Genomic DNA, 12,314 nt, shown 5'->3' on the forward strand with positions numbered 1-12,314 from the left:
CCTGCCGCAGCTTCGCGACGATCTCTTCAGGCTTGTGCTTCTTCTGCGGCATCGCGGGCATCCTCCAAAGGCTCAAAAAGCCTACTTCAGGGAGGGCCACTTTTCAGGGGGCAGGCCAGTCGATACCGCCGAGCTTGATCGCACCGGCACTCGGGGCGATGGCGCCAACCAGCAGCCGCGCCAGCGTGCTTTTCCCCGAGCCGCTCGGCCCGACCACGCCGACGGCCTGTCCTGCCGGCAATTCGAAGTCGACGCCGGTGAGGATTGGCCGCTTGCGGGCGGAGAGGTCGTAGCCGAGATCGTTGACGACGATGGCGTGGTCGGCCACGGGCACGATCGTCCGGTCATTGGCCGCCGGAATTTCGGCGAGCAGCTCCCGGACACGGCGATAGCCCTCTCGGGCCTCGTTGAACTGGCGCCAGGTTCCGACTGCCTGCTCGACGGGGACGAGCGCGCGGCCCATCACGATGCTGGCGGCAAAAATCGTCGCCGGCATGATGGCATGGTCGATCGCGAGCCATGCGCCGACCCCCAGCATCAGAGATTGCAGCAGGAGCCGCGAGAAACGGATGCCCGACGAAACCACCGCGTTACGGTCGCTGGCCGAGGCCTGTTCGGCGAGCATCGTGTCGCGGCTGGCGAACCAGTTGCGTTCGATAGCGGGCTGCATGCCCATTCCCACGACGACGTCGGAATGGCGCAGGATATTCTCGGTAAAGACATAGGCGCGATTGCCCGACGCCTCCGATTGGCGCAGCGCGCTGCGTGTGATCCTCTCGTTCAGCACGGCCAGGCCGAGCAGAAACAGCGCCCCCAGCGTCGCCACTGTGCCGAGCGCGGGATGGATGACGAAGAGCAGGATCAGGTAGAGCGGGATCCAGGGCAGGTCGAAGGCGAAATAGATGCCGGGTCCCGTGATGAAGGATCGGAACTGATCGAGATCGCGCATCTGCTGCGCGCCCTTCGAATAGCCCTGCCTGGCTGAGCGCAGCACGAGCGCATCAAAGACCCGGCCGGATAGCTTCGCGTCAAGCTGGACACCGCAGCGGATCAGCAGCTGCGACCGGGCCGCGTCGATGACCCCCATTGTCGCAAGCGCGATCATCAGGATCAGCGTCAGCATCACGAGCGTCGTCACGTTCTCGCTGACGAGCACCCGGTTGTAGACCTGCATCAGATACAGCGGCGAGCTGAGGTAAAGCAGGTTGACGGCACTGCTCAGCACGCCAGCGACCGCGAATGGCCGCCACATCTCGCGCAGGGCGTCCTGCAGTTCGTCGCTTTCGGGCGCCGTTTTGGATCGAGCTGTCATGGGGGTGCGGCAAGCGCGCTCGGGCGGAGCCTTGCGGCTCCGCCCGTCGCATCAGGCCTTACAGCAGGCCGCCGAGGAGGCCACCGCCGCCGCCGTTGCTTTCAGACTGCGAGCCCGAGAAGCTGTCGTCCGAATTGCTGAGGCCGATCAGGGTCGGCGCGGAAATGCCGAGGCCAAGGTCGCCGATGCCGCTGAACGATTCCGCATTCACGTCGCCATCGCTACCATCCGAGTTGAAGCTCGAGCTCTGCAGCACGTCGGACAGACCCAGGCCCAGCGATGGAGTCGTGGCAATATCCGTGTCGGAGCTGGACGACGACGCGTCCACATTCGAGGACTCGTTGTTCGAGCCGCCCAGGACGCCGTTCAGCAAGCCACCATTCGAACCGCCGCCGAGAAGATCATCGAGAAGTGCCATCTTGGTTTCCTTTCGGAAGTTTCAGACCGTCAACGACGAACGCCGTCGACATGGATGAAACACCCCCGGGCGCCGCGGAATTGCAGCTCCAACCGGGGAGAACCTGTGGGACGCGTGTCATTCCTCGGAATGTCGTGGCGGGATTGAGGCAACGCGGTTTTGAGGTCGTGGCTATTGGCCGTAGCACTGCGCTCGAGCGAGATCGCACCCTTTGCTAGCGGCGGTACATTCATCGGGCACAGTTAGATGACGGCTGCGCCGCTTCCGAGTTCGTTGGGTGCGGTCAGCGTAATGCTGCTGGGGAGTGGCATCATGGCCGAGCGAAGATCGAACCTCTGCAACGTGTGCGGACCAAACGTGTGAAGCATCGGGATATCCGCGGCGTCGCGGATCGTGTCCCTGCTCGTGGAGTAGTTGAGGTGGTCATCGGGGATCGCTGGCTAGGTTTGGGTTGCGCACGCCAGCGATCTGGCCCGACGTCTGGCTCCCCTGAACGAATTGATGTTCGCCGAGAGCAACCCTATCCCCGTCAAGGCGGGCCTTTTTCGCTGCTGGGGTTCTGCAGTCCCGCGCTCAGCTTCCACTCGCGCCGGCAACGGACGCAATACTGCGACGCCTGGCCGCCTTGCTGCCGCATCCGGCCGCAGAAGACGAGGTCGGCGCCCTGAAGAACCTACTAGCGGTCTGACAAGCGCGCGTCGGCGCGAACTTGCCCGGACCGGGCGGCGCCGGCCGGAAATTCCTATAGCTTTCCTATTCTCCTGGTGAAGCGCCCCGCTCGAAAACCTATGCGGGGCCGGGCCATATTCCCCCTGAAGTTCAACAGCCGACACCCCGAGCCATTCCACGGCGCGGGGTGTCGGCACTGCGCCAGGTCCACACGAGCCCACCATTCGTGGTGTCGACCTGACGTATGCAGGAGGACGATCGAAGATGGAAATCCTGGTTGCCGCAATAACTGCGATCTTTTTTGCCGTTTCACTTGCCTATGCCCGGGCATGCGACAGGTTATGATCTAAGTAATGGAGCGAGATATGTTTTTCGATTACGCCCTCGGCGCTGCCGCTTCCTTTCTCATTGTTGCCTATCTCACCTATGCGCTCGTCCGCCCCGAGCGGTTTTGACCATGTCGGCCGGGTGCCTGGAAGGTTCCTCCCATGACGCTTAACGGATGGCTACAGATCCTTCTCTTCTGCGGAATCGTCATTGCGCTGGTGAAGCCGCTCGGCGGCTACATGACGCGCGTCTTCAACGGTGAGCGGACGCTGCTCGCGCCGCTTTTCAGGCCGATCGAACGCGGACTCTACCGCATCGCCGGCACCAGTGAGAGCGAGGAGCAGCACTGGACGGCCTATACCGCCGCGCTGCTGTTCTTCAGCCTGTCGGGTGTAGCCCTGCTCTATGCGATACAGCGCCTGCAGGGCGTGTTGCCGCTGAACCCGGCCGAGCTAGGCAACATCCCGGCCGATCTCGCCTTCAACACGGCGGCGAGCTTCGTCGGCAACACCAACTGGCAGTCCTATGGCGGCGAGAGCACCATGTCCTACTTCACCCAGATGGTGGGGCTGGCGGTGCAGAACTTCGTCTCCGCCGCCAGCGGCATGGCGATAGCGGTCGCGCTGATCCGCGCCTTTGCACGCAAATCGGCGCATACGCTCGGCAATTTCTGGGTCGATCTGACGCGCTCGGTCCTTTATATCCTGCTGCCGATCTGCGTGGTCGGCACGCTGTTTCTGGTCTGGCAGGGCGTACCCCAGAATCTCAGCACCTACACCGTCGCGACGACGCTCGAAGGGGCGCAGCAGACCATCGCGCAGGGCCCCGTCGCCTCGCAGATGATGATCAAGCATCTCGGCACCAATGGCGGCGGCTTCTTCAATGCCAACGCGGCGCATCCCTTCGAGAATCCGACGGCGCTGACCAACCTGATCCACATGGTCGCGATCTTCGCGATCGGAGCTGCGCTCACCAATGTCTTCGGTCGCATGGTCGGTAATGAGCGCCAGGGCTGGGCGATCTTCACCGCGATGGGTGTGCTGTTCGTCGCCGGCGTCGCGGTCTGCTACTGGGCCGAGGCCGCCGGCAACCCGCTGGTCCATGCGCTGGGCCTGCAAGGCGGCAACATGGAGGGCAAGGAGGCGCGCTTCGGCGTCACCCTGTCGGCACTGTTCGCGGTGATCACCACCGCGGCCTCCTGCGGCGCGGTCAACGCCATGCATGGCAGCTTCATGGCGCTGGGCGGCATGATCCCGCTGATCAACATGATGCTCGGCGAGGTCGTGATCGGCGGCGTCGGCGCCGGCCTCTACGGCATGCTGCTCTTCGTCGTGATCTCGATCTTCGTGGCCGGCCTGATGGTCGGCCGCACGCCGGAATATCTCGGCAAGAAGATCGAGGCGAAGGAGGTCAAGATGGCGATGCTCGCCCTCCTGATCCTGCCGCTGGCCATGCTCGGCTTCACCGCCGCCGCGGTGGTGCTCGAGACCGGCACCGCATCGATGGGCAATGCCGGACCGCATGGCTTCTCGGAAGCGCTCTACGCCTATGTCTCGGCTACGGCCAACAATGGCTCGGCCTTCGGCGGCCTTTCGGCGAACACGCCCTGGTACAACGTCACGCTGGGTCTCGCGATCCTGATCGGCCGCTTCTTCATGATCATCCCGGTCATGGCGATGGCCGGCTCGCTCGTTGCGAAGAAGGCCACGCCCACCTCGTCCGGCACCTTCCCGACCACGGGGCCGCTCTTCATCGGCCTGCTGATCGGCGTCGTCCTGATCATGGGCGGCCTGGAGTTCTTCCCGGCGCTGGCGCTCGGACCGATCGTCGAGCATCTGGCGACGATCGCCGGCCAGACCTTCTGATGCCGGCCGCCGCCATCAACGGCCGGCCCCGGCAGATGCGCCGGATCCAGCTTTCGCGGCCGCTAGGCGGGCGCGGGGGGAAGGGGCCGCCGCGCGCCTCGAGCATCATCCTGGGCATGGTTTTGACCATGCTCGGGCTGCTGCTCGGCGCCAAGGCCGTCCAATTCCTGATCGAAACCCTGTTTTCGTTGCTTGCGGCGTCCTGAACCCAGACCCGCCGGCGAACGACCCTGAAGGTGGACCCTCACCATGAGCCCCTCGAACAAGGCGAGCATCCTCGATGCCCGCATCCTCGTTCCCGCGATCGGCGGCGCGTTCCGCAAGCTCGATCCGCGCAGCCTCGCCAGGAACCCGGTCATGTTCGTTGTCGCGGTCGTCGCGGCGCTGACCACCGTCCTGCTGGTCCGCGATGCCGTCACGGGCAGCGCGGAACTCGGCTTCTCGTTCCAGATCGTGCTCTGGCTCTGGTTCACGCTGCTCTTCGCCAATTTCGCGGAAGCCGTCGCGGAGGGGCGCGGCAAGGCGCAGGCCGGGTCCCTGCGCCGGGCACGCACCGAGACCCAGGCCAAGCTTCTCGCGACGCGTGAGGGCACCGGATACAGGTCGGTGCCCGGCACCAGCCTCAAGGTCGGCGATTTCGTGCTTGTCGAGCCCGGCGACATCATCCCCTCGGACGGCGAGGTGATCGAGGGCGTGGCTTCGGTGAACGAAGCCGCCATCACCGGCGAGTCCGCGCCCGTGATCCGCGAGTCGGGCGGCGACCGCTCTGCCGTCACCGGCGGCACGCAGGTACTCTCCGACTGGATCAAGGTCCGCATCACGGCCGCAGCCGGCTCGACCTTCATCGACCGCATGATTTCGCTGGTCGAGGGCGCCGAGCGCCAGAAGACCCCCAACGAGATCGCGCTCAACATCCTGCTCGCCGGGATGACCCTGATCTTCACCTTCGCGGTGGTGACGATCCCGAGCTTCGCGGCCTATGCCGGCGGAAACATCTCCGTGATCGTGCTGGTCGCGCTCTTCGTGACGCTGATCCCGACCACGATCGGCGCCCTGCTCTCGGCCATCGGTATCGCCGGCATGGATCGGCTGGTGCGCTTCAACGTGCTCGCCATGTCGGGCCGCGCGGTCGAGGCTGCCGGCGATGTCGACACGCTTCTGCTCGACAAGACCGGCACGATCACGCTCGGCAACCGCCAGGCAGCGGAGTTCCGCCCAGTCAAGGGCGTGACCGAGAACGAGCTGGCCGACGCCGCCCAGCTTGCCTCGCTCGCCGACGAGACGCCGGAAGGCCGCTCGATCGTCGTTCTCGCCAAGGAGAAGTACGGTATCCGCGCCCGCGAGATGGAAGGCCTGCACGCCAGCTTCGTACCCTTCACCGCGCAGAGCCGCATGTCCGGCGTCGACGTCGACGGCTCCAGCATCCGCAAAGGCGCCGTCGAGGCCGTGCTCAAATACGTCGATCTCGGCAGCGTCGCGACCGACGCCGACCGTCCCAGCGGCTCCACCATCCGCGAGACCCAGGCGATTGCCGACGAGATCGCCAAGGCCGGCGGCACGCCTCTGGCGGTGGCGAAGGACGGACGCGTGCTCGGCGTCGTCTACCTGAAGGACATCGTCAAGGGCGGCATCCGCGAGCGCTTCGCCGAATTGCGCCGCATGGGCATCCGCACGGTGATGATCACCGGGGACAACCCGATGACGGCTGCGGCCATCGCGGCCGAGGCCGGCGTCGACGATTTCCTCGCCCAGGCGACGCCGGAAAACAAGCTCGCCCTGATCCGCGAGGAGCAGGTCAAGGGCAAGCTGGTCGCCATGTGCGGCGACGGCACCAACGACGCCCCTGCCCTTGCCCAGGCCGATGTCGGCGTTGCCATGAACACCGGCACTGTGGCAGCACGAGAGGCCGGCAACATGGTCGACCTGGACAGCGACCCGACCAAGCTCATCGAGATCGTGGAGATCGGCAAGCAGTTGCTGATGACGCGCGGCGCGCTGACAACCTTCTCCATCGCCAACGACGTCGCAAAGTATTTCGCCATCATCCCGGCGATGTTCCTCGCCTTCTACCCGCAACTCGGCGCGCTCAACGTGATGGGGCTGGCAACGCCGCAGAGCGCCATCCTCTCGGCGATCATTTTCAACGCGCTGATCATCGTCGCGCTGATCCCGTTGTCGCTGAGAGGGGTGAAATACCGCGCAGTCGGTGCCGGCGCGCTGCTCTCCCGCAACCTGCTGATCTACGGGCTCGGCGGGCTCGTCGTGCCCTTCATCGGCATCAAGGCCATCGACATGGCCGTCACCGCGCTCGGCCTCGCTTAAGGACCCTCCCCATGCTGAAGCAAATCAAACCCGCGATCATCATGCTGATCGCCCTCACCATCATCACCGGCCTCGCCTATCCGCTCGGCATGACCGGCCTCGCCCAGGCGATTTTTCCGCACCAGGCCAATGGCAGCCTGATCGAGCGCGACGGTCGGGTGGTCGGGTCCGAACTGATCGGGCAGGCGTTCACGGACGAGCGCTACTTCCACCCGCGCCCCTCGGCGGCCGGCGACGGCTACAATGCGGCGAGTTCGAGCGGCTCGAATCTGGCTCCGACCAGCGCCAGGCTGATCGAACGGATCAAGGGCGATGTCGAAAAATTCAAAGCCGAGAACCCGGGCGCGGCCATTCCGATGGATCTGGTCACGACCTCGGGCAGCGGGCTCGACCCGCATATCTCTCCGGAAGCCGCCCGCTTCCAGGTGCCGCGCATCGCCAAGGCGCGTGGCGTCGACGAGGCGACCCTGCTTTCGCTGGTGGATAGCCACGTCCAGCCTCGACAGCTCGGGATTCTGGGCGAGCCGGTCGTCAATGTCCTCGCGCTGAATCTGGCGCTGGACGCGGCGCGCTGACAAGGAGCGCCGGCCCTCACCTCCGGGAGCCGGCGTCTTGTACGACATCTGCGCAAACTCGTCTTAGGCTCTGCCGATGACCGATGTTGAGAACACGCGCGAGACCCGCCGCTCGCCGGATGCATTGCTGGAAGAGGCGCGGCGCGAAGGCAGCGGCCGCCTGAAGATCTTTCTCGGCGCCGCCCCGGGCGTCGGCAAGACCTATGAAATGCTGATGTCGGCGCGGGCCCGCAGGGCCGAGGGCATCGACGTGGTGATCGGGGTCGTTGAGACGCATGGGCGACAGGAAACGAAAGCTCTGCTGGACGGCCTCGAAATCCTCCCGCGCCTCACGGTGCCTTACAAGGGCCATGAGCTGGACGAGATGGACATCGACGCCGTCCTCGCCCGCAGGCCGGCACTCGTCCTCGTCGACGAACTGGCCCATACCAACGCTCCCGGAAGCCGCCATCCCAAGCGCTATCTCGATGTCCAGGAGATTCTCGATCGGGGGATCGACGTCTACACGACGCTCAACATCCAGCATGTCGAGAGCCTGAACGACGTCGTCGCACAGATCACCCGCATCCGTGTGCGCGAGACCGTGCCGGACTCGATCATCGACCGCGCCGACGACATCGAGATCATCGACCTCACGCCCGGCGACCTGATCAAGCGACTCGAAGAGGGCAAGGTCTATGTCCAGAAGACCGCCAAGCGGGCAGTCCAGAACTATTTTTCGCCCGGCAACCTGACCGCGCTGCGCGAACTCGCCTTGCGTCGCACCGCGCAGCGCGTCGACGATCAACTGCTCAACCATATGCAGTCGCATGCCATCCCCGGGCCCTGGGCCGCCGGGGAGCGGATTCTTGTCTGCATCGACGAGCAGTCCCGCGGGGCCTCGCTCGTACGATATGCGAGACGGCAGGCCGATCGGCTGCGTACGCCCTGGGCTGCTCTCCACATCGAGACGCCGCGTGCCACCGGTCGATCGGACGCCGACAAGGACCAGGTGGCCGCCACATTGCGCCTGACGGAACAGCTCGGTGGCGACGCCGTGATCCTGCCGGGGCAGGACGTCGCCCGCGAGATCCTGCGATACGCGACCGCCAACAACTACACCCATATCGTCGTCGGCAAGCCGGTGAAGCCGCGCTGGCGCGAGATCCTTCAAGGCTCGGTCTCGCACGACCTGATCCGGGCCGCGGGCGACATCAGCGTTCACATCATCTCCGGTCGGGAGGGTGACAAGCCGCCGCCTCGCGGTGTCGAGGCCGCCCGCGGAACGGTCTTCAGCCTGCGCCCCTATCTGTTCGCGACCGGCTATATCGGCGTTGCCGGGCTGGTGGCCACCCTGATCTCCCGTGTGCTGGACGTGCAGAACATTGCGCTCGTCTTTCTCATGGGCGTTCTGGCGGCGGCCGTCGGCGGGGGCATCTGGCCCGCCCTGTTCGCGTCGCTGCTCGGTGCCACCGCCTACAACTTCTTCTTCCTGCCGCCGCTCTACACCCTCGACATCGCAGCGTCGGAGAGCGTCGTCGCCTTCGTGTTCTTCCTCGGCGTGGCCATCATCGCCAGCAACCTCACCGCCCGCGTCCATCGCCAGGCTGCCGCTGCGCGTGAACGAGCCCGCACCACCGAGGATCTCTATCTCTTCTCGAAGAAGCTCGCCGGTACAGCAACGCTCGACGAGGTGCTGTGGGCAACCGCCTATCAGATCGCGTCGATGCTGAAGGTGCGGGTCGTCATCCTGCTGCCGGAGGGCCCGACCCTTGCCGTTCGCGCCGGCTACCCCCCTGACGACACGCTCGTCGATGCGGACATCGCGGCCGCCCGCTGGGCCTGGGAGCACGACCGGCCCGCGGGGCGCGGCGCCGATACGCTGCCGGGAGCGAAGCGGCTTTATCTGCCGTTGCGGACCAGCCGCGCCGCCGTCGGCGTGATCGGCCTCGATGACGATCGTCAGGGACCTCTGCTGTCGCCCGAGCACCAGAGGCTGCTGGACGCGCTGGCCGACCAGGCCGCGATCGCGATCGAGCGCGTCCAGCTCGTCGAGGATGTCGAGAAGGCGCGTCTCGCCGTCGAGGCGGACAAGCTGCGCTCGGCCCTGCTCCGCTCGATCTCTCACGATCTCAAGACGCCACTCGCTGCGATCCTGGGAACGGCCAGCGCCCTGCGCGACTATGACGGCAGCTTTCCGGCAAGCGACCGTGCGGAGCTGCTCGCGACGATCGTCGATGAATCTGAACGCCTCAACCGCTTCATCGCCAACCTGCTCGACATGACGAAGATCGAGTCCGGCGCGATCGAGCCCAACAGCTCGATGCATTTCCTCGGCGACGTGGTGAGCACGGCCCTGCGCCGCGCGACGAAAATCCTCGGGCGACATCGTGTTGAGGTTGCGGCCCCGGCAGATCTTCCGATGATCATGCTGGACCATGTCCTGTTTGAGCAAGTCCTCTTCAACCTGCTCGACAACGCCGCCAAATATGCCCCACCGGCGTCATTGATCCGGATCGAGGCAAGACGCGACACCGGCAGCGTGGAGCTTCGCGTTCTCGATGAGGGCCCCGGTATCCCCGAAGCTAGTCTGGAGCGCGTTTTCGACAGCTTTCACAGGGTCACCAAGACCGACATGGTGCGCGCCGGCACCGGGCTAGGCCTATCGATCTGCAGAGGCTTCATCGAGGCCATGGGCGGCACCATTGCAGCCGGCAATCGGCCTGACCGGACCGGAGCGGTTTTCACGATCAGGATGCCCGTCCCCAGGGATCAGACGGAAGGGTGAGATGACCACGACCAATGTGACGATTTTGATCGTCGACGACGAGCCCGCAATTCGCAGGCTGGTCCGCGTGAGCCTGGCATCGCAGGGCTATGAGATCATCGAAGCCGAGAACGCGAAGCAGGCGATGCAACTCGTCAAGAACGAGCGACCGGACGCCATCCTGCTGGATCTCGGGCTACCGGACATACAGGGCCACGAGCTCCTGGCGAAATGGCGAGCAGACCTGATCGAACTGCCGATCATCATCCTGTCCAGCCGAACCGACGAGGGCGGTATCGTCACGGCGCTGGAGCTGGGCGCCGACGACTACATCACCAAGCCCTTCGGCGTGAAGGAACTCGTCGCCCGCATTCGCGTGGCTCTCCGACACAAGCTGCAGCAGCAGGGCGAGCGCGCGATCTTCCAGACCGGCGAGCTCTCGGTCGATCTGGTCCGGCGGATCGTCAAGCTCGGCGGCAAGGACGTGAAGCTCTCTCCGAAGGAGTACGATATCCTCCGAATCCTGGTGCAGCACGCCGGCAAGGTGATCACCCACCAGCACCTCCTGCATCATGTCTGGGGCGAGGCGACGGACGTCCAGTACCTGCGGGTCTATGTGCGCCAGCTTCGCCAGAAGATCGAGGTCAGCCCCGACGATCCGAAATACATCACGACGGAAACCGGCGTCGGATACCGGCTGCGCGAGGCTGACATCGACCAGGTCACGGCGCCGGCATGATCCGGCGAGAATTACGCTCGAAGGTCAGGTTATGAATATCTGTGATTGCGTCGCTCCCGAACATGTGGAGCTCAATGTCGATGTTCGCTCGAAACCCCGTCTCCTGGAAACTCTGGCTCGTAAGGCAGCGACCGCAACAGGCGTCGATGAAAGGGCGGTTCTGCTCGCACTGGAGAGTCGCGAGCAGCTAGGATCGACCGGGATAGGCGCCGGCATCGCTCTCCCTCATGCCTCGCTCGTTGCGCTGCAGCGGCCTTTTGCGCTCATACTGAGGCTCAGACAGCCGATTGAGTTTGACTCCATCGACGGGGCGGCCGTCGACATTGTCTGCCTCGTATTGACGCCTGCCGATAGCGCTGCGCCGCACCTGACATTGCTGTCGCGGGTCGCCCGGCTGCTACGAGCGCCCGACGCTCTCGCGAAGATCCGCGCGGCAGCAACGGCCAAGCAGATACACGACGTTCTGCGTGGCATCAGCGACTAGCGCGAAGCACTGTCTCGACTCGAGGGAGGTGAATCATGCGGATCTTACGATCAGATCATGGCGAGGACGCTATCGATACTGCCGGTTCGCCAGCGGCGCTTGCCTATCTGGCCGCGCTGGCCATGACTGCGTTCGCGGTCGTTATCGCGTTCGCGCTGGAGAGTGCCGCGACGATGCCGAACCTCTCCCTGGTCTTTGTCATTCCGGTCCTGCTCTCGGCGATCTTCTTCGGCCTGGGGCCATCGCTCATCGCCGCCGTGACCGGAGCGCTCGCCTACAATTTTTTCTTCGTAGAGCCACGCCTCTCGTTCCGCGTCGACGATGCCGCCAATATTTGGGCGATAGGCCTTTTGCTCGTCGTGGGCGTGATCGCCAGTGGAGTCGCCTCGACGGCTGGCCGACAACGGTCAGCCCTGCGGAAGAAAGAACAACAGTTGCGGGCATTACAGCGCTTTGCCAAGGCTCTCCAATCCCCCGCCGGTGATCGGAGCCACCAGCAACTGGCGACGGACGCACTCGCGGAGATCTTTGAGGCGCCTGTTACGGTGCTGGCATTGAAAGACGGGGCGATTCAGGAAATTTGCAAGAACAGCGCTCTGGCGACGAGCGAACAAGATCTGAACTCGGCCCGGCTTTGCCTTGAGCATGGCCTTCCGACGCGCGCCGGCATCTACCCGCACCAAAGCTCCCAATTCAGTTTCTGGCCAGTCACGCCGTCGCTAGCGATCGGTCTCGCATTCGATGCGGATGACTATCCGGAGCAGCCTTCGCAATACGTGGAAATCATCGTCCGGCTGCTGTGTTTGCAGATGAGACAAGGTGTGTGAGCGTCATGATTGCGACTGCCACCTGCGCTT

At 64.7% G+C, this 12,314-nt stretch carries 10 protein-coding genes; 8 read left to right on the forward strand and 2 right to left on the reverse strand.

Annotation, left to right across the window (positions count from 1 at the left end; all coding sequences use genetic code 11):
• Positions 1–103: 103 nt before the first annotated feature.
• Both ASE63_RS15950 and ASE63_RS15955 read right to left on the reverse strand, forming a co-directional pair.
• On the reverse strand, positions 104–1,312 hold the full coding sequence (locus ASE63_RS15950) for an ABC transporter transmembrane domain-containing protein (protein WP_056803102.1): 1,209 nt from the start codon (positions 1,310–1,312) through the stop codon (positions 104–106).
• Positions 1,313–1,370: 58 nt separating this feature from the next.
• Complete coding sequence (locus ASE63_RS15955; RefSeq protein ID WP_056803105.1) at positions 1,371–1,730, reverse strand: hypothetical protein; 360 nt, start codon at positions 1,728–1,730, stop codon at positions 1,371–1,373.
• Positions 1,731–2,887: 1,157 nt separating this feature from the next.
• Between ASE63_RS15955 and kdpA the strand changes: the two genes are divergently transcribed.
• The 8 genes from kdpA (at position 2,888) to ASE63_RS15995 (ending at position 12,284) form a co-directional block, all read left to right on the forward strand.
• The gene (gene kdpA, locus ASE63_RS15960) at positions 2,888–4,591 is read left to right on the forward strand and encodes a potassium-transporting ATPase subunit KdpA (protein ID WP_056803108.1); all 1,704 of its coding nucleotides are present in this window, start codon (positions 2,888–2,890) and stop codon (positions 4,589–4,591) included.
• On the forward strand, positions 4,591–4,797 hold the full coding sequence (locus tag ASE63_RS15965) for a hypothetical protein (RefSeq protein WP_056803111.1): 207 nt from the start codon (positions 4,591–4,593) through the stop codon (positions 4,795–4,797). The genes kdpA and ASE63_RS15965 overlap by 1 nt, the downstream gene beginning before the upstream one ends.
• Positions 4,798–4,840: 43 nt before the next feature.
• Positions 4,841–6,913: a potassium-transporting ATPase subunit KdpB gene (gene kdpB / locus ASE63_RS15970; RefSeq protein WP_056803114.1), complete on the forward strand. Its 2,073-nt coding sequence runs from the start codon at positions 4,841–4,843 to the stop codon at positions 6,911–6,913.
• 11 nt (positions 6,914–6,924) lie between these two features.
• Positions 6,925–7,488 (forward strand): potassium-transporting ATPase subunit KdpC, encoded by a 564-nt coding sequence (gene kdpC, locus ASE63_RS15975; RefSeq protein ID WP_056803118.1) that lies wholly within the window; start codon positions 6,925–6,927, stop codon positions 7,486–7,488.
• Between the two features lie 76 nt (positions 7,489–7,564).
• Positions 7,565–10,255 carry a sensor histidine kinase KdpD gene (locus ASE63_RS15980; RefSeq protein WP_056803121.1) on the forward strand — a complete coding sequence of 897 codons (2,691 nt, stop codon included), beginning with the start codon at positions 7,565–7,567 and terminating at the stop codon, positions 10,253–10,255.
• 1 nt (position 10,256) lies between these two features.
• Entirely contained in the window at positions 10,257–10,973 is a 717-nt protein-coding gene (locus ASE63_RS15985) for a response regulator transcription factor (protein ID WP_056803125.1), read from the forward strand.
• 31 nt (positions 10,974–11,004) lie between these two features.
• The gene (locus tag ASE63_RS15990) at positions 11,005–11,457 is read left to right on the forward strand and encodes a PTS sugar transporter subunit IIA (protein WP_056803128.1); all 453 of its coding nucleotides are present in this window, start codon (positions 11,005–11,007) and stop codon (positions 11,455–11,457) included.
• A 35-nt stretch (positions 11,458–11,492) separates the two neighbouring features.
• Entirely contained in the window at positions 11,493–12,284 is a 792-nt protein-coding gene (locus tag ASE63_RS15995; protein WP_082610003.1) for a DUF4118 domain-containing protein, read from the forward strand.
• Positions 12,285–12,314: the final 30 nt, after the last annotated feature.

Source organism: Allobosea sp. Root381 (genome assembly GCF_001429395.1).
GTDB lineage: Bacteria > Pseudomonadota > Alphaproteobacteria > Rhizobiales > Beijerinckiaceae > Allobosea.